General features: G+C 66.0%; 16 protein-coding genes. 9 read left to right on the top strand and 7 right to left on the bottom strand.

What is annotated here, in order from left to right; genetic code table 11:
- The first annotated feature begins 77 nt into the window (after positions 1-77).
- Together EDE12_RS02060 and EDE12_RS02065 are read left to right on the top strand one after the other, a co-directional pair.
- Positions 78-1,853 carry an acyl-CoA dehydrogenase gene (locus EDE12_RS02060; protein ID WP_026599848.1) on the top strand — a complete coding sequence of 592 codons (1,776 nt, stop codon included), beginning with the start codon at positions 78-80 and terminating at the stop codon, positions 1,851-1,853.
- A gap of 37 nt (positions 1,854-1,890) precedes the next feature.
- On the top strand, positions 1,891-2,691 hold the full coding sequence (locus EDE12_RS02065; RefSeq protein ID WP_026599847.1) for an enoyl-CoA hydratase-related protein: 801 nt from the start codon (positions 1,891-1,893) through the stop codon (positions 2,689-2,691).
- On the opposite strand, the gene EDE12_RS02070 is transcribed toward EDE12_RS02065, so the two are convergent.
- On the bottom strand, positions 2,667-3,161 hold the full coding sequence (locus EDE12_RS02070; RefSeq protein ID WP_026599846.1) for a hypothetical protein: 495 nt from the start codon (positions 3,159-3,161) through the stop codon (positions 2,667-2,669). The two genes, EDE12_RS02065 and EDE12_RS02070, sit on opposite strands and share 25 nt — an antisense overlap.
- 139 nt (positions 3,162-3,300) lie before the next feature.
- Between EDE12_RS02070 and EDE12_RS02075 the strand changes: the two genes are divergently transcribed.
- Positions 3,301-4,008 carry an SOS response-associated peptidase gene (locus EDE12_RS02075; RefSeq protein WP_026599845.1) on the top strand — a complete coding sequence of 236 codons (708 nt, stop codon included), beginning with the start codon at positions 3,301-3,303 and terminating at the stop codon, positions 4,006-4,008.
- Positions 4,009-4,122: 114 nt separating this feature from the next.
- Positions 4,123-5,067: a peptidoglycan-binding domain-containing protein gene (locus tag EDE12_RS02080; RefSeq protein ID WP_036291298.1), complete on the top strand. Its 945-nt coding sequence runs from the start codon at positions 4,123-4,125 to the stop codon at positions 5,065-5,067.
- 55 nt (positions 5,068-5,122) lie between these two features.
- Here the strand turns inward: EDE12_RS02080 and EDE12_RS02085 are convergent, their stop codons facing one another.
- Positions 5,123-6,748, bottom strand: a complete 1,626-nt coding sequence (locus tag EDE12_RS02085) for an inorganic phosphate transporter (RefSeq protein ID WP_026599844.1) — start codon at positions 6,746-6,748, stop codon at positions 5,123-5,125.
- Between the two features lie 268 nt (positions 6,749-7,016).
- On the opposite strand from EDE12_RS02085, the gene EDE12_RS02090 reads away from it, so the two are divergent.
- Entirely contained in the window at positions 7,017-7,250 is a 234-nt protein-coding gene (locus tag EDE12_RS02090; protein WP_024878232.1) for a hypothetical protein, read from the top strand.
- Positions 7,251-7,327: 77 nt separating this feature from the next.
- Here EDE12_RS02090 and EDE12_RS02095 read toward each other — a convergent pair whose 3' ends face one another.
- The 3 genes from EDE12_RS02095 to EDE12_RS02105 form a co-directional block, all read right to left on the bottom strand.
- Positions 7,328-8,632, bottom strand: a complete 1,305-nt coding sequence (locus EDE12_RS02095; RefSeq protein WP_026599843.1) for a UDP-glucose/GDP-mannose dehydrogenase family protein — start codon at positions 8,630-8,632, stop codon at positions 7,328-7,330.
- A gap of 114 nt (positions 8,633-8,746) precedes the next feature.
- Complete coding sequence (locus EDE12_RS02100) at positions 8,747-11,026, bottom strand: NADP-dependent malic enzyme (RefSeq protein ID WP_026599842.1); 2,280 nt, start codon at positions 11,024-11,026, stop codon at positions 8,747-8,749.
- Positions 11,027-11,176: 150 nt separating this feature from the next.
- Complete coding sequence (locus EDE12_RS02105; protein WP_024878229.1) at positions 11,177-11,737, bottom strand: LemA family protein; 561 nt, start codon at positions 11,735-11,737, stop codon at positions 11,177-11,179.
- Between the two features lie 279 nt (positions 11,738-12,016).
- On the opposite strand from EDE12_RS02105, the gene def reads away from it, so the two are divergent.
- Genes def through truA form a run of 3 tightly spaced genes read left to right on the top strand, consistent with a single transcriptional unit; the run spans position 12,017 to position 14,293 of the window.
- The gene (gene def, locus EDE12_RS02110) at positions 12,017-12,553 is read left to right on the top strand and encodes a peptide deformylase (protein ID WP_024878226.1); all 537 of its coding nucleotides are present in this window, start codon (positions 12,017-12,019) and stop codon (positions 12,551-12,553) included.
- Between the two features lie 7 nt (positions 12,554-12,560).
- On the top strand, positions 12,561-13,490 hold the full coding sequence (gene fmt, locus EDE12_RS02115) for a methionyl-tRNA formyltransferase (protein ID WP_026599841.1): 930 nt from the start codon (positions 12,561-12,563) through the stop codon (positions 13,488-13,490).
- 2 nt (positions 13,491-13,492) lie between these two features.
- Positions 13,493-14,293, top strand: a complete 801-nt coding sequence (gene truA, locus EDE12_RS02120; protein ID WP_245275828.1) for a tRNA pseudouridine(38-40) synthase TruA — start codon at positions 13,493-13,495, stop codon at positions 14,291-14,293.
- Positions 14,294-14,306: 13 nt separating this feature from the next.
- On the opposite strand, the gene EDE12_RS02125 is transcribed toward truA, so the two are convergent.
- A complete protein-coding gene (locus tag EDE12_RS02125; RefSeq protein WP_018267229.1) occupies positions 14,307-14,621 on the bottom strand; it encodes a hypothetical protein in 315 nt (104 codons plus the stop codon).
- Positions 14,622-14,926: 305 nt separating this feature from the next.
- Here EDE12_RS02125 and EDE12_RS21720 point away from each other — a divergent pair, with 305 nt between their 5' ends.
- Positions 14,927-15,103 carry a hypothetical protein gene (locus EDE12_RS21720; RefSeq protein ID WP_157096369.1) on the top strand — a complete coding sequence of 59 codons (177 nt, stop codon included), beginning with the start codon at positions 14,927-14,929 and terminating at the stop codon, positions 15,101-15,103.
- Positions 15,104-15,112: 9 nt separating this feature from the next.
- On the opposite strand, the gene EDE12_RS02130 is transcribed toward EDE12_RS21720, so the two are convergent.
- Positions 15,113-16,354 carry a GNAT family N-acetyltransferase gene (locus EDE12_RS02130; RefSeq protein WP_026599839.1) on the bottom strand — a complete coding sequence of 414 codons (1,242 nt, stop codon included), beginning with the start codon at positions 16,352-16,354 and terminating at the stop codon, positions 15,113-15,115.
- Positions 16,355-16,451 lie beyond the last annotated feature (97 nt).

A 16,451-nucleotide genomic window follows, 5' to 3' on the forward strand; every position in this document is an offset into this window, starting at 1 on the left:
TCATGGTCGCGCGCATTGGTGGAATAGCCCTGCGGCGGCGCTAGAATGAGAAAGCGATTCTCTCCCGGAGCCCGTCCATGTCCTACCGCGCGCATCTCGATGATCTGCTCTTCGCCATGCGGCGGGCGGCGGGCGAGACGGCCTTCGGTCCGGGCGGGCTCTATGCCGAGCTGGACGCGGCCACCGCCGCCGCGACGCTCGAGGAGGCCGCCAAATTCGCCGAGACGGCGCTGCTGCCGCTCGATCGGGTCGGCGACCGCGCGGGGGTGGCGCTCGCGGATGGCGAGGTGGCGACCGCGCCCGGCTGGCGCGAGGCCTATTCGCTCTGGGTGGAGGGCGGCTGGAACGCGCTTTCCGCGCCGTCCGGCCATGGCGGCATGGGCCTGCCGCTGCTGCTCGGCGCCGCCTGCACGGAGATTTGGAACGCCGCCAATATCTCCTTCGCGCTCTGCCCGCTGCTCGGCCAGGGCGCGATAGAGGCGATGGAGATTCACGCGACCGAGGCGCTGAAGGCCGCCTATCTGCCGAAAATGATCTCCGGCAAATGGACGGCGACGATGAATCTCACCGAGCCGCAGGCCGGCTCCGATCTCGCCCATTTGCGCATGCGCGCCGAGCGCGCCGAGGACGGAAGCTATCGTCTGTTCGGGCAGAAGATTTTCATCACTTATGGCGAGCACGACCTCGCCGAGAATATCGTTCATCTCGTGCTGGCGCGCCTGCCCGACGCCCCCGCCGGCACGCGCGGAATTTCCTTGTTTCTGGCGCCGAAATTCCTGCCGGGGCCGGACGGGCGCCCCGGCGCGCGCAATGATCTGCGCTGCGTCGGGATAGAGCGCAAGCTCGGCATCCATGGCTCGCCGACCTGCACAATGTCCTATGGCGACAATGACGGCGCCGTCGCTTTTCTCGTCGGCCGCGAGAATGAGGGCCTCGCCTGCATGTTCACCATGATGAACAATGCGCGGCTGTCGGTGGGGCTGCAGGGCGTCGGCCTCGCCGAGCGGGCGACGCAGACGGCGCTGGCCTATGCGCGCGAGCGCCGCCAGGGCCGCGGCGCTTCATCCGATCCGGCGCCGATCGTCGAGCATCCCGATGTCGTGCGCATGCTGCTGACGATGAAGGCGAAGACCGCCGCGGCGCGGGCGATCTGCTATCTCACCGCCGCCGCGCTGGACCGCGCCCGCCTGCTCGAGGGCGAGGAGTCGCAGGCGGCCCAGGAGCGCGCCGGCCTGCTGACGCCGCTCGCCAAGGCCTATTCCACCGACATAGGCGTCGAGGTCGCCTCGCTCGGCATTCAGGTCCATGGCGGCGTGGGCTTCATAGAGGAGACCGGCGCCGCGCAATTGCTGCGCGACGCGCGCATCACGCCCATCTATGAGGGGACCAACGGCATTCAGGCCATCGATCTCGTCACCCGCAAGCTGCGCCTCTCCAAAGGCGCGGCCGTATGGCGCGAGATCGACGACATGCGCGACGACATAGACGCGCTGACGGCGAGCAATGACGCAATCTTCGTCAATATCGCCCGGCGCGCCGCGGCGGCTGTCGAGGCTTTCGAGCGCGCGACCGATTTTCTGTCCGCGACGTCCGACCCGCGCGGCTTCGAGGCGCTCGCCGGAGCGACGCCCTATCTGCGGCTGTTCGCGCTGGCGCGCGGCGTCACTCTGCTCGGGGCCGGGGCGCTCGCCTCGCATCGCGCCGGCGACGCCGCGACTCAGAACAGAATCGTCACGGCGCGTTTCTTCGCCGATAATCTCGCCGTCGCGGCGGAGGGGCTGGAGCGCGCCACCGTCGAGGGCGGCGACTCCATCATCGCCGGACAGGCGCTGCTATCCGCCGGGCGGGATTGAATCGGGCGGCGGCCCCGTGGAGACGAGAGAGACGCTCATGAAAAATCGCGAGCAGAATCGTGAGATCCTCGTCCGCCGGGACGGCCCGCTGCTGCGGATCGTCATCGACCGGCCGGCCAAGCGCAACGCGATCGACAAGCCCATGTACGAGGCGATGATCTCCGCCTTCGCCAAGGCCGACGCCGACGAGGAGATTCGCGCCATCGTGCTGTCGGGCGCGGGCGGTGATTTCACCGCCGGCAATGATCTCGAGGATTTCCGCCGCCCGCTGGACAATCCGCAGGATTTCCCGGCTCTGCGTTTCGTCCGCGCGCTGGCGACGCTGCAGACGCCTCTCGTCGCCGCCGTGGCGGGCGACGCCATCGGCGTCGGCGTGACCATGCTGTTCCATTGCGATCTGGTCTACGCCTCGCATGGGGCGCGCTTCAAAATGCCTTTCGTCGATCTCGGCGTCATCCCCGAGGCGGCCTCGACGCTGCTGGTTCCGCAACGCATCGGCCTCGTCAAGGCGACGGAGTTCCTGCTGCTCTGCGACAGCTTCGGGGCGAGCGAGGCTCTGCGCCTCGGCATCGTCAATGCGGTCGCCGGCTTCGACGAGGTGGAGGAGATGGCGCTCGACGCCGCGCGCCGGCTGGCGGCCAAGCCACGTGCGGCGCTGGCGGCGACGCGGCGCCTGCTGCGGGGCGATACGGCGGCCGTGGCCGCCCGGATCGAGGAGGAGGCCGCCCTATTCGCGGCGGCGCTGACGATGCGCGAGACGCGCGCGCGGCTCGAGGCGTTTTTCGCCGGCGCCCCGGCCAGCGATCCGCTCGGTCAGTCGTCGGACAATCTGGCGTAGTTCACCAGCCGCGACGCCTTGTAGAGAATGGCGCGCATCTTCTCGCCGGCGCGGGCGCAGGTTCCCGCGAGGCGGTCGATGTTCTGCGGCGCGCCGGTGCGATATTGCAGGCGCACGGCGGCGACGCTGGCGACGGCGATGGTGTCGAGCTCGGCGACATAGGCCTCGAAGCGACGCTTGAAGTCCGGGCTCACCTTCTCATAGGCGGCGAGCGCCGAGTGGCGTCCGGGAAGCTGCGAGCGCTCGAAATACTCTTTGTAGGTCACCGGCCGCCAAACCAGCAGATCGTCGATGAGCTCCGGCATGTGCGGCAGCTGCTCGAGCATCATGACGAGCTCGTTGAACAGGTTGAGATAGTCGTTGGCCAGACCGGACACCGGGCTGATCAGCGGCTTGGTGGATGAAAAAGGATTCGGCGCTCGACTGCCGTCGACTTGATCGAGCGTTGCGAATTGCGCGTCAGCGGTCATAGGAAATCCCGATATGCTGGGGTCCAATATGGGCTCCAATTGATAAGAATCTCTTTCCGCCTTCCCGCTGCGATTCCGGGAAGGCGCGGGATTTCCGGCATTTCGCAGCGCAGCGAGAATGGGAGAATCGAGGGAAGCCATGTGCGGTCGATACGCCATCACTCTGCCGCCGCAGGCGGCGCGCGACTATTTCGGCTATGTCGATCAGCCGAATTTTCCGCCGCGCTACAATATCGCGCCGACGCAGCCCGTCCCCATCGTGCGGCAGGAACGCGATCCGCGCGGCGGCGAGGCGCGGCGCTTTCAGCTGGTCCGCTGGGGCTTTCTGCCGGGCTTCGTGAAAGATCCGGCGAGCTTTCCGCTCATCATCAACGCCCGCGCCGAAAGCGCGCCGGAGAAGCCCAGCTTTCGCGCCGCGATGCGGCGTCGGCGCTGCCTCTTCATCGCCGACGCCTATTATGAATGGCGCCGCGACGGCGCCAAGGGCCGGGCGCGGGCGAGCCGGCCCTATCTCTTCCGCCACGCCGATGGGACGCCGCTGGCGCTCGCCGGCCTCTATGAGACATGGATCGGCAGCGACGGCAGCGAGCTCGACACCGCCTGCATCCTCACCGTCTCCGCCAATGGCGCGACGGTCGCCATTCACGATCGCATGCCGGCGATCCTCGCGCCGAAGGATTTCGATCTCTGGCTCGGCCTCGACGAATTTGCGGCCGAGGCGGCCTGGCGCCTGCTGGCGCCCGCGCCGGACGACGCGCTCGAATTCTTCGAGATCGGCCCGGAGGTCAATAAAGCCTCCAATGATACGCCCTCCGTTCAATATAAGCGCGCCGATCTCCTCGCCTGAGCGGCGCGAGGATGCGGCGAGGGGAAGAAAAACGCCTTGGCGGCTCTGCGGCCGGTGATATGACTCCCGGTCGTCGCCTGTTTCGACATGAGATTTTCTCGAAGGGAGTTTGGTATGCGCATAGGCATGCGCGCCGCATTCGCGGCGCTCGGAATCGTTCTTGCGTCATCTGTCGGCTCTGCGAGCCTCGCTGGCCCCTATAATCCGGTCGCCCAGGCCGCGCAGTCGAAGCTCGCCGCGCAAGGCTTCGATCCAGGCGTGCCGGATGGCGTCGCCGGGACCAAGACGGCCGCCGCAATCTCCGCCTTCCAGCAGAAGTCCGGCCTGCCGCAGAGCGGCGCGCTCGACGCCGCGACGCTCGAAAAGCTCGGGATCGGCGTCTCGACGACCAAGGCGGTCGCCGATTGGATCGCCGTTCCGACGCAGGAGGAGATCGACAAGCTCGTCGCCGGCAAGAATGATCCGGCCCAGGCCTACAGCAATTATCTGCCCAACGCCCCCGCGGCCGGCCTCTCGCTGCCCGGCGCGGCCATTCTCGCGGCGATGAACCAGAGCGCCGATGTCTATGGCAGCCGCCGCGCCGGCGAGCCCAAGCATACGGATCAGGGCTATCAATATACGGCCGACTGCCTGAAAACGAATTACGCGCCGACCAATTGGTCGGACATAACCATCCATTATTATTGCCAAATGTCCAAGCCGCGCGCCTGCTACACTTATGCGCTCTCCGGCAAATCCACGCCCGCGGGGGTCAAATATCAGCGTCCGGCGGCCTATCGCGGCTGCGCGGCGGGCAAATTGAAAGAGGCCGCCGATTTCGTCGCCTTCGTGCCGAAGACGCAGCCTCTGGTCTTCCAATATGTGATGTTCGGCCAGACGCACGCTTTCGATCACGAGCAGGAGCAGGCGATCATCAACGCCTTCTATGGCGTGACGAATCCGGCCGACAAGGCGGAATGCAAGGCCAAGCGCCCGCGCCGCACCGAGGATCCGACCGACGGCTCCCATTGCCTGGTGAGCAAGATCATGTCGCCGCGCCTCGCCGGCAAGGGCGATTGAGCAGGAAGCAGGAATAAGAGAGAGGGGCAGCGAAGGCCCCTCTCTTTTTGGCGCGTCACATCACCTGACGCAGCACGAAGTAGAGCGAAGCCGACAGCAATATGGCGGCGGGGAGCGTGAGCACCCAGGCCATCAGCAGCTTCTGGATCGTCGCCATCTGCACGCCGGCGCCATTGGCGGCCATCGTGCCGGCGACGCCGGAAGACAGCACATGCGTCGTCGAGACCGGCAGGCCATACATGTCGGCGGCGGCGATAGTGCCGGCGGCGACCAGCTCGGCCGAGGCGCCCTGGCCATAGGTCAGATGCTGCTTGCCGATCTTCTCGCCGACGGTGACGACGATGCGCTTCCAGCCGATCATGGTGCCGAGGCCGAGCGCGATGGCGACGGAGATCTTCACCCAGAGCGGGATGAATTTCGTCGCCTGATCGATCTGGTCCTTATACTCCTTCAGCACCTTCTTGTCGGAGTCGGTCAGCTCCGACGCCTTGTCCTTGGCGAGGAAGCGCAGCGCCTCGGAGGCGAGGTAGATGTCGTTGCGCGTGTTGCCGACGGTGGCGAAGGGGATTTTCGCGATTGAGCCATAGCTCTCGATCTGATGCGAGATGTCGCGGATCAGCACGGCGAGCGACGGATAGGTTCCCTCGTTGATCTGATGCTGAGCGACGTAATTCGTCACTGCCGGGCGCGGATCGCCGAGGACGTTATAGCCCGCGGCCTTCGTCTCCACGACCTTGGACGCCGCATGCGAGGCTTGCGAGAAGCTCGCGAGATGGCTCGCCGGAAGCGCGCGATTGAGCGCATAGGAGGTGGGCACCGTGCCGATGAGGATCAGCATGATGAGGCCCATGCCCTTCTGGCCGTCATTGGAGCCATGCGCGAAGGAGACGCCCGTGCAGGTGAGGATCAGCAGGCCGCGAATCCACCACGGCGGCGCCGCCTGGCCCTTGGGCTCGGTGTAGAGCTCCGGCTTGCGGACGAGGAACTTCATCACCAGCAGCAGCAGCGCCGCGGCGCCGAAGCCGAAGAGCGGCGACAGCAGCAGCGAATAGCCGATATCGGTGGCCTTGCCCCAATCGACGCCGGAGGTGCCATCGCGGCCGCGCATGAGAGCGTTGGCGACGCCGACGCCGATGATGGAGCCGATCAGCGTGTGCGAGGAGGAGGCCGGCAGGCCGAGCCACCAGGTGCCGAGGTTCCACACGATCGCGGCGATGAGCAGCGCGAACACCATGGCGAAGCCGGCCTGCGAGCCCACTTGCAGAATGAGCTCCACCGGCAGCAGCGACACGATGCCGAAGGCGACCGCGCCCGTGGAGAACAGCACGCCGAGGAAGTTGAAGAAGCCCGACCACACCACGGCCACCGGCGCCGGCATGGAATGGGTGTAGATGACCGTCGCCACGGCGTTGGCTGTGTCGTGGAAGCCGTTCACGAACTCGAAGCCGAGCGCGATGAGCAGCGCCACGCCGAGCATGATGAAGGGAAGATAATTGGTGACCGGCGCGCCGGACTCCAGAATATCCTTGTAGATGCTCCACGCCGTGAAGGCGAGGCCGAGCGCGATGACCGCGAGGAAGGTGAGAATCGCACGTATGTCGAGCTTGTGATCGAGCTTCGGCTTCGGACTATGAGCGTCGGCGCTTTCACGCAGATCGACGCTCGAGGCAACGGATGTCATAACTTTCTCCTCGCAACGAAAGGCGAGAATATTCAACAATTGCGCACGACAAGCGTGTGACGACGCGGGCTCTACGGGCCGGGAGCAGAAATTCTTCGCCGCGCGGCGATCCGACGATGCGTTCGTTCTCTCGTCGCGGTTCTGTTAAAAGAACATTCTATTTGACATAACGAACAATTCGCTAGAGCCTATAGGCTCGCAAAGCGACGCGCCGCGCGCCCAAAGTGGTCGTGAGGAGCCGTGCGCCGCTGAGAAGGAGGCCGAAAAAATGTCCGACGCCTATATCATCGAGCTCGGCGAGGAAGCCGTCGGCGTGATCGCCCGCGACGCCAAGGGCTATCGCTTCTATGCGGCGAAACAGTCATTCCGCCCATTGGAGGGGCGTCTGTTCCAATCGGCGGAAAATGCGCGCAGCGCGGCGCTGGAGCTGCGGCGCGAGGCGCCGCCGCGTCTCTCCGCGCTCACCTCGCTCGCCCTCGTCGCGGAGCAGGGGCGCGGTTGAGCGATCGTTTTACGCGGCGGCCCCGCATTCCCGGCCGGGCTCAGGCCCGCCGGGAATGACGGCGCTTTTTTTATTCCTTACGCCCGACCGACGCTCAGATAGGTGAAGCCGCGTTTGCGAATGTCGGCGGCGCGATAGATGTTGCGCAGATCGACGATCACCGGCGTCTTCAGCAGCGTCTTGACGCGATCGAGATCGAGCGCGCGGAACGCGTCCCATTCGGTGACGATGACCAGCGCATCGGCGCCTTCCGCCGTCTGATAGGGATCCTCGCAGAAGGTCACTTCCGGCATCAGCGGCTTCGCCTGGCCCATGCTCTCGGGATCATAGGCGTAGACCTTGGCGCCGTCGCCGGCGAGCGAGGCCACTATGGCGAGCGAAGGCGCGTCGCGCATATCGTCGGTGTTGGGCTTGAAGGCGAGGCCGAGCAGGCCGATCTTCTTGCCGCGCACCGAGCCGCCGAGCGCCGAGATCACCTTGCGGGCCATGGCGCGCTTGCGGGAATCGTTCACCGCCACCACCGTCTCGACGATGCGCAGCGGCGCGGCGTAATCCTGCCCCGTCTTCAGCAGGGCGAGCGTGTCCTTGGGGAAGCAGGAGCCGCCATAGCCCGGGCCGGCGTGCAGGAACTTCGAGCCGATGCGATTGTCGAGGCCGATGCCGCGCGCGACCTCCTGCACATCCGCGCCCACGCGCTCGCAGAGATCGGCGATCTCGTTGATGAAGGTGATCTTGGTCGCCAGAAAGGCGTTGGCCGCATATTTGGTGAGCTCGGAGGTGCGGCGGCCGACGAAGACCAGCGGCGGCTGGTTGAGGCTCAGCGGCCGGTAGATTTCCGACATCACCTCCCGGGCGCGATCGTCCTCGACGCCGATGACGACGCGGTCCGGGCGCTTGAAATCCTCGATCGCCGCGCCCTCGCGCAGAAACTCGGGATTGGAGACCACGGCGAAATCGGCCTCGGGATTGACCTCGCGGATGAGGCGCTCGACCTCGTCGCCCGTGCCGACCGGGACGGTCGATTTGTTGACGATGACGGTGAATTTGTCGAGCGCGCGGCCGATGGTCTCGGCGGCGGCGTAGACATAGGAGAGGTCCGCGTGGCCGTCGCCGCGGCGCGACGGCGTGCCGACGGCGATGAAGACGGCGTCCGCGCCGCGCACGGCGGGGGTGAGATCGGTGGTGAAGAACAGGCGGTTCTGCTTCACATTATTGGCGACGAGCTCATCGAGGCCGGGCTCGTAGATCGGAATCTCGCCGCGCAGCAGCCGCTCGATCTTCGAGGCGTCGCTGTCGACGCAGGTCACGACATGGCCGAAATCGGCGAAGCAGGCGCCGGAAACGAGGCCGACATAGCCCGATCCGATCATTGTGATGTTCATCGTCTCTCGTCTTTCGCTCGGTCCAAAGGATTGTCACTGCAACGCAATTATTTCGTCGCCATGACAAAAACGTTTTTTGGCGCGGCCGCCGCGCCCGGTCGGGGAGGCGCCGCCCTAACCCCCGACCCCGAAAGCCGCCAGAGCGGCCATATTGACGATATCGGCGTCGGTTGCGCCCAATTGAACGATTTGGATCGGCTTGTCGAGCCCGACGATCAGCGGACCCAGCACCGTCGCCCCGCCCAGCTCCTGCAGCATTTTGGTGGCGATGGAGGCGGAGTGAAAGGCCGGCATTATCAATACGTTCGCGGTATCACTGAGACGCGAGAACGGGTAGGCCGCCATGGCGTGACGGCTGAGCGCCACATCGGCCGCCATCTCGCCCTCATATTCGAAGTCCACGCGCCGCGAATCGAGCACGCGCACAGACTCGTGCACGCGGGCCGTGCGCTCGCCCGGCGGATAGCCGAAAGTGGAGAAGGCGAGCATGGCGACGCGCGGCTCGAGGCCGATGCGCCGCGCCACCCCGGCCGCCTCTATCGCTATATCGGCGAGATCGGCGGCCTCCGGCATTTCGGTGATCGCCGTGTCGGCGACGACGACGATGCGCCCATGCGCCAGCACCAGCGAGACGCCGATCAGCCTGTGTCCCGGCTTCTGGTCCACGACATGGCGCACATCCTCGAGCGCATTGGAGAAATTGCGGGTGACGCCCGTCACCATGGCGTCGGCGTCGCCCTGCGCCACCATGGCCGCAGCGAAATGATTGCGGTCGGTGTTGATGAGGCGCTGACAGTCGCGGAACAGGAATCCCTTGCGCTGCAGGCGCTCGAACAGAAATTGCGCATAGACGCCATTGCGCGAGGAGAGCTTGGCGTTGTGCACTTCTATGTGATCGCCGAGCTCGAGGCCGGCGTTGCGCGCGGTCTGCGCGACGCGATCCTCGCGGCCGACGAGTATGGCGCGCCCCAATCCCTGCGTGACGAAGGAGAGCGCCGCGCGAATGACCTGCTCCTCCTCGCCCTCGGCGAAGACGACGCGCTTGGGATCGCGCCGCACGCGATCATAGATCGTGTGCATCAGCCCGGCGATCGGATCGCGGCGCGCCGAAAGCTCGGCGCGATAGGCGTTCATATCGACGATCGGATGGCGCGCGACGCCGGAATCCATCGCCGCTTTGGCGACGGCCGGCGACACGATGGAGATGAGGCGCGGATCGAAAGGCGCAGGGATGAGATAGTCGCGGCCGAAGCGCGGCCGCGCGCCCTGATAGGCGTTGGCCACCTCGTCCGGCACATCCTCGCGCGCCAGCTCGGCGAGCGCCTTCGCCGCGGCGATCTTCATCTCCATGTTGATCGTCTTGGCGCGCACGTCCAGCGCGCCGCGGAAAATGTAGGGAAAGCCCAGAACATTGTTGATCTGGTTGGGATAGTCGGAGCGCCCCGTGGCGACGATGGCGTCCGGCCGCGCGGCCAGCGCCTCCTCCGGCGTGATCTCGGGATCGGGATTGGCCATTGCGAAGATGATCGGATCGGGCGCCATCGTTTTCAGCATGTCGGGCGTCAACGCGCCTTTCACCGAGAGACCGAAGAATATGTCGGCGCCGTCCAGCGCCTCGGCGAGCGTGCGCGCGTCGGTGTCCACCGCATGCGCGCTCTTCCATTGATTCATGCCTTCGACGCGGCCGCGATAGACGACGCCCTTGGTGTCGCAGAGCGTGACATTCTGCGGCGCGAATCCCATCGCCTTGGCGAGATCGAGACAGGCGATGCCCGCGGCGCCCGCGCCATTGCAGACGAGGCGCGTGTTCTTGATGTCGCGGCCGGTGAGATGCAGCGCATTCAACAGGCCGGCGCTGGAGATGATCGCGGTGCCGTGCTGATCGTCGTGAAAGACGGGAATGTCCATCAATTCGCGCAGGCGCTCCTCGATGATGAAGCATTCCGGCGCTTTGATATCCTCGAGATTTATGCCGCCGAAGGAGGGACCGAGATAACGCACGGCGGCGATGAAGGCCTCCACCTCCTGCGTGTCGATCTCGAGGTCGATGGAGTCGATATCGGCGAAGCGCTTGAACAGCGTCGCCTTGCCTTCCATCACGGGCTTGGCCGCCAGCGCGCCGAGATTGCCGAGGCCGAGGATGGCCGTGCCATTGGTGATGACGGCGACCAGATTGCCCTTGACGGTATAGTCATAGGCGAGGGACGGGTTTTCCGCGATCGCCAGCACGGGGGCGGCGACGCCGGGCGAATAGGCGAGCGAGAGATCTCGCTGCGTCGCCATGGGTTTCGTGGGCACGACGGCGATTTTGCCGGGGCGCCCGCGTGAGTGGTAGAGCAGAGCCTCCTTGTCGGTGAAGACAGGACGTTCGCGCTTCGGAGGCTTTTCCGCCATTTTTCCCCCTCTCGGTCCGAATCATCGGATTGCCGGGGGCACTTAGCAAGAGGTTTGCGACGACAATATGCCGAAGCTCCGGGCCGCGGCCCGAGCCCCCCGGCGCTGCGCGGGAGCGGCGGGGCGGAACGGCCGTGGGGGAGGCGCGCCTTAGAACTGCACCTTGGGGGTTTCCTGGACGGCCTTGCGCTCGCCCTCCTCGAGATTGAAGAACTCCTGCGGGACAAAGCCGAAGGAGCCGGCAAAGAAAGCGGCTGGAACGCTCTCGCGGGCGGCGTTGTATTCGGCCGAGGCGTTGTTGAAGAAGCGCCGCGACGCCGCGATCTTGTTCTCCACGTCGGACAGCTCGCTCTGCAGCTGCTGGAAATTCTGATTGGCTTTCAAATCGGGATAATTCTCCGCCAAGGCGAACAGCCGGCCGAGCACGCCGTTCAGCGCGCTCTCGGCTGCGGCCTGCGCCTGCGGGCCATTGGCCGCCACCGCCTTATTGCGGGCCGCGACGACCTCCTCGAGCGTGCCGCGCTCATGGGCGGCGTAGCCCTTCACCGTCTCCACCAGATTGGGGATGAGATCGTGACGCTGCTTCAACTGCACGTCTATGTCCGAGAAAGCCTGACGGCAGCGCTGGCGCAGAGTCACCAAGCCGTTATAGGAGCCGATGAGCCAGAGGACGGCGAGAACCAATACGCCGAGAAGGACGAGAGCGGTCATTTGGGGCTCCTTGATCTTCCCGCCGCACGCCAGCGGCGGAATGCGCAAGTCGTATCCGGCTTTCGCGACCCGCGAAAGTGCGCGGGCGCACAGGCCTGCGAGCCTGCGGGATGCGCGAAACCTCGATGATCGTCCCGGGGCTTCCGATATCTTACATTGCGGAGCGAAGCGGAATATAATCTGCGACAAAGCCGCGCCGGCGTCCATTTGACGGAGACGGGGCGCATCCCTATTTCGAGCGAGAAACCCTCGACCGCGAGACCTTCAGGCGCGACAGCAATGGCCATTCGTCCCATCATCACCCTGCCCGATCCGCGGCTGCGGCTCGTCTCCGAGCCCGTCGCGACCTTCGACGGCGAGCTTCAGCTTCTGCTCGACGATATGCTCGAGACCATGTACGAGGCCCCAGGCGTGGGCTTGGCGGCGATTCAGATCGCCGTACCCAAGCGCATCGTGGTCGCCGACGCAACGCGCGGCGACGAGCCGAAGAATCCCATGTTCTTCATCAATCCCGAGATCGTCTGGGTCTCCGAGGAGCTGTTCGTCTATCAGGAGGGCTGCCTCTCGGTCCCCGATTATTTCGAGGATGTGCAGCGCCCGGCGCGCGTGCGCGTGCGCTATCTCGACCGCACCGGCGCGACGCAGGAGATCGAGGCCGATGGGCTGCTCGCCACCGTGCTCCAGCACGAGATCGACCATCTCGAGGGCGGCCTCTTCATCGACCATCTCTCCCGGCTGAAGCGCGAGCGCGTGGTGAAGAAATTCGCCAAGGCCGCGGCGCGCGCCGCCCCCGTCGCCGACAAGGTCGAGGCGTAACGCCCTCATGCGCGTCGTCTTCATGGGCACGCCCGATTTCGCCGCGCCTCTGCTCGAAAAAATCATCGCCGACGGCCATGAGATCGCGGCCGTCTACACGCGCGCGCCGGCGCCGGCCGGCCGCGGCATGGAGCTGAAGCTCTCGCCCGTCCATCGTCTGGCCGAGACGCTCTCCATTCCCGTCTTCACGCCCAAGAGCTTCAAGAACGCCGAGACCATCGGCGCCTTCGCCGATCTCCACGCCGATGTGGCGGTGGTCGCGGCCTATGGGCTCATCCTGCCGCAGGCGGCGCTGGACGCGCCGCGTTTCGGCTGCCTCAATCTGCATGGCTCGCTGCTGCCGCGCTGGCGCGGCGCGGCGCCGATCCAGCGCGCGGTGATGGCCGGCGACGCCGAGACGGGCGTGATGGTGATGAAGATGGAGGCCGGGCTCGACACCGGCCCCGTCGCCGCGACGGCGCGCGTCACAATCGGCGAGGATATGACGACGGGCGAATTGCACGACGCGCTCGCCGCCGCCGGCGCCGAGCTGATGGCCAAATCGCTGCGCGATCTCTCAGTGGGCGCCCTCGCCTTCACGCCGCAGGCGGAAGAAGGCGTGACTTACGCGCAAAAGATCGAGAAGAGCGAGAGCCGCATCGACTGGCGGCGCCCGGCGCGTGAGATTCACAATCTCGTGCGCGGGCTCTCGCCTTTTCCCGGCGCTTTCTTCGAGAGCGATCTCGGCCATGGCGTCGAGCGCGTGAAAGTGCTGCGCACCAAGCTCGTGACAGGCGAAGGCGCGCCCGGCGCAGCCCTCGACGACAAAGGCCTCATCGCCTGCGGCGAAGGCGCGCTCCGGCTCGTCGAGTTACAGCGCGGCGGCAAGGCGCCGATGGCCATTGCCGAATTTCTACGCGGCCGCCCGCTCGCGCCGGGCATGACGCTGGCGACCTGACAATGACGGCCACAATAGAGGCGGGTTCCCCACCTCCCGCGGAAGGAGAGGGTGAACGCGCGACATACCGCTACGCTCTCACCATCGAATATGACGGCTCGCCCTTCGTCGGCTGGCAGCGGCAGGAGAATGGCGTCTCCGTGCAGCAGCGGCTCGAGGAGGCGGTTTCGGCGCTCGAAGCCGGCAAGCGGCGCGTGCTGCATGGCGCGGGGCGCACCGACGCCGGCGTGCATGCGCTGGGGCAGGTCGGCCATGTCGATCTCTCGCGCGAGTGGCGCGAGGATCGGTTGCGGGACGCGCTCAATGCGCATTTGCGGCCGTCGCCGATCGCTGTGCTGGAGACGCGCCGCGTCGCGCCGACATTCGAGGCGCGCTTTTCGGCGATCCGCCGGCATTATCGCTATGTGATCGACAATCGCCGCGCGCCGCTGACGCTGCAGCTCGGCCGCGCCTGGCATGTGAAGCGCCCGCTGGACGCGCAGGCCATGCACGAGGCCGCGCAGGCGCTGGTCGGCCGGCATGATTTCACGACGTTTCGCTCGACCGAATGTCAGGCCAACTCGCCGGTGCGGACGCTGGAGCAGCTCGACGTGCGGCGCATGGACGACGTCATAGAGATCGTCACCTCGGCGAGGTCATTCCTGCACAATCAGGTGCGCTCGCTGGCCGGCTCGCTGGAGCATGTGGGCTCCGGCAGATGGAGCGCAGACGATCTGCGCGCGGCGCTCGAGGCGAAGGACAGAACCCGCTGCGGTCAGGTCGCCCCGCCGCATGGGCTCTATCTCGTCGCTGTCGATTATTGAGCGCCTCTCCGACTTACTCGATACCCGCCTCGCGATTGCGCATGTTGATGGCGTTGCGCAGCTGCTCGTTGATCGCGACCGGATCGGTCGGCGAAGGCTTGGCCTGCAGCAGCGCGCCACGCACCAGGGAGGCCTCCTCGGCCGTCAGAACCACCGGGCCGGCCATGAAGGCTGCGTTGGGCAGCGTGTGCAGAATCCTCAAGCGATTGGGATGGTCCTTGACCTCGACGACGCGATCGGCGACCGGCTTGCCGTCCACACAGACATAAGGACCGATGACTTCGACTTTGTGGCCATCGTCGGTATTTCTGATGAAAGTCGTTTGCATTGTCGTCGCCACTCGTGCTGGGTTGAACTTCGCGCAAAATGGCAGCAAGTTTCGTGCCGGCTAGCGCCGGCGCCGGATCAGCCGCGCCAACGCCACGCTGACCAGCCCGCCGAGACCAAGAGCCGCCGCGAGCTCCGCCAAAAGCATGCTGAATCCAAAGGCGAGCGGCATTTCTTCGCTGTCCGGCGCAGGCGGCGGGGCGTAGAACTAAAGACAGAGCCATTCCCGCCGCGCCCAGCCTGCCACGCCCATGAGCGCGAGGAAGAGGCAGAAACCGACATAGAGCCGCAAGATCGAGCCCCGCTATGACCGAGGAAGGAAAGAAAAACCGCCAGCCGCCACCGCCGCCCAAGAAGAACGCCGCGGCGCTGGCCGCCGCGCTCAGGGCCAATTTGCGCCGACGCAAGGCGGCTGCGCAATCGCCCGGCGAGGGCGAGAACGAACACGCGCCGAAGACGGCGCCTTCGCCAGATTCACGTTAACCCGACGCCTCACGATTCGGCGTCGCCCGCCTCGTCGCGGCGGAAGGGCAGGCTCGCCTCATAATCGGCGATCGACTCGTCGACCGCCACTTTCTCGCGCGACAGAAATTCGACGATCGCGGTCCGCAGCCGCGGATCGGCGAAATCATGCGCCGAATGGGTGGGGACGGGCCGATAGCCGCGCGCCAGCTTGTGCTCGCCCTGCGCGCCGGCCTCCACGCGCTTATAGCCATGGCGAATGGCGTATTCGATCGCCTGATAATAGCAGACCTCGAAATGCAGGAAGGGCCGCTCCTCCAGCGCGCCCCAATTGCGGCCGTAAATCGCGTCGTCGCCGAGAAAATTGATCGCCCCGGCGATGTAATGCCCCTCGCGCCGCGCCATCACCAGGAGGATGCGGTCCGCCATCGTCTCGCCGATGCGATCGAAGAAATCGCGCGTCAGATAGGGCCGTCCCCATTTGCGCGCGCCCGTGTCCATATAGAAGGCGTAGAATTTCTCCCAATGCGCGGGCTGTATGTCCGCCCCGGTCAGAAGATCGATCGAGACGTCGTCGCCCAGCGCGTCGCGGCGCTCGCGCTTGATCGTCTTGCGCTTGCGCGAGGAGAGCGCGGCGAGGAAATCGTCGAAATTCTGGTAGCCTTCGTTGAAGAAATGGAACTGCTCGCCGGCGCGCGGCGCAAAGCCCTCGGCCGCCAGCGCGCCGACCTCGCCCTCTGTCGCGAAGGTGACATGGATGGAGGAGGCCTCCGCCGCCTGACGCAGCGCGCGCAGCGCATGGATCAGCCCCGGCAGCGCGCCCTCCGGCGCATCGCGGGCGATGAGCAGCCGCCGCCCTGTCGCCGGGGTGAAGGGAACCGCCACCTGCACCTTGGGATAATAGCGCCCGCCGGCGTTCTCATAGGCCTGAGCCCAGCCGAAATCGAAGACATATTCGCCCATGCTGTGCATCTTCACATAGGAGGGCGCGGCCGCGACGAGGCGGCCTTCGGCGTCTTCCAATATCGTGTAGAGCGGCGTCCAGCCGCTGCGGCCGCCGACCGATTTCGAGCGCTCGAGCGCCAGCAGGAAGGCGCTGGAAATAAAGGGATTATGTCGCTCGCCCCCGGCCTCCTCGGCGGTGAGCCCGGGCGGATTGGCGAGCGCGTCCCAGGCCGCGGCGTCGATCTGCTCGAGCGAGGGGATGAAACGGGCCGTCAGACGAGTGGAGGACGTCGAATGATCGGAGGACCTCGAATGATCGGAAGACATGGCGCCCGCGGTTTTGGAGAGAGCTGCACAATCTAAGCGAAGCGAAAGATGTTCCAATCGGCGTTTTCGTCCGCGCGTCGCCGGTACGGTTATTGCT

Origin of the sequence: Methylosinus sp. sav-2 (assembly GCF_004366495.1) — a bacterium.
GTDB lineage: Bacteria > Pseudomonadota > Alphaproteobacteria > Rhizobiales > Beijerinckiaceae > Methylosinus.

Coding starts and splice junctions, on each gene's coding strand:
- EDE12_RS02090 (WP_024878232.1), top strand. CDS start 7,017: ATGTCCGACGCCTATATCATCGAGCTCGGCGAGGAAGCCGTCGGCGTG.
- EDE12_RS02060 (WP_026599848.1), top strand. CDS start 78: ATGTCCTACCGCGCGCATCTCGATGATCTGCTCTTCGCCATGCGGCGG.
- EDE12_RS02125 (WP_018267229.1), bottom strand. CDS start 14,621: ATGCAAACGACTTTCATCAGAAATACCGACGATGGCCACAAAGTCGAA.
- truA (WP_245275828.1), top strand. CDS start 13,493: ATGACGGCCACAATAGAGGCGGGTTCCCCACCTCCCGCGGAAGGAGAG.
- EDE12_RS02085 (WP_026599844.1), bottom strand. CDS start 6,748: ATGACATCCGTTGCCTCGAGCGTCGATCTGCGTGAAAGCGCCGACGCT.
- EDE12_RS02095 (WP_026599843.1), bottom strand. CDS start 8,632: ATGAACATCACAATGATCGGATCGGGCTATGTCGGCCTCGTTTCCGGC.
- EDE12_RS02105 (WP_024878229.1), bottom strand. CDS start 11,737: ATGACCGCTCTCGTCCTTCTCGGCGTATTGGTTCTCGCCGTCCTCTGG.
- EDE12_RS02070 (WP_026599846.1), bottom strand. CDS start 3,161: ATGACCGCTGACGCGCAATTCGCAACGCTCGATCAAGTCGACGGCAGT.
- EDE12_RS02075 (WP_026599845.1), top strand. CDS start 3,301: ATGTGCGGTCGATACGCCATCACTCTGCCGCCGCAGGCGGCGCGCGAC.
- EDE12_RS02130 (WP_026599839.1), bottom strand. CDS start 16,354: ATGTCTTCCGATCATTCGAGGTCCTCCGATCATTCGACGTCCTCCACT.
- fmt (WP_026599841.1), top strand. CDS start 12,561: ATGCGCGTCGTCTTCATGGGCACGCCCGATTTCGCCGCGCCTCTGCTC.
- EDE12_RS21720 (WP_157096369.1), top strand. CDS start 14,927: ATGACCGAGGAAGGAAAGAAAAACCGCCAGCCGCCACCGCCGCCCAAG.
- EDE12_RS02080 (WP_036291298.1), top strand. CDS start 4,123: ATGCGCATAGGCATGCGCGCCGCATTCGCGGCGCTCGGAATCGTTCTT.
- EDE12_RS02100 (WP_026599842.1), bottom strand. CDS start 11,026: ATGGCGGAAAAGCCTCCGAAGCGCGAACGTCCTGTCTTCACCGACAAG.
- EDE12_RS02065 (WP_026599847.1), top strand. CDS start 1,891: ATGAAAAATCGCGAGCAGAATCGTGAGATCCTCGTCCGCCGGGACGGC.
- def (WP_024878226.1), top strand. CDS start 12,017: ATGGCCATTCGTCCCATCATCACCCTGCCCGATCCGCGGCTGCGGCTC.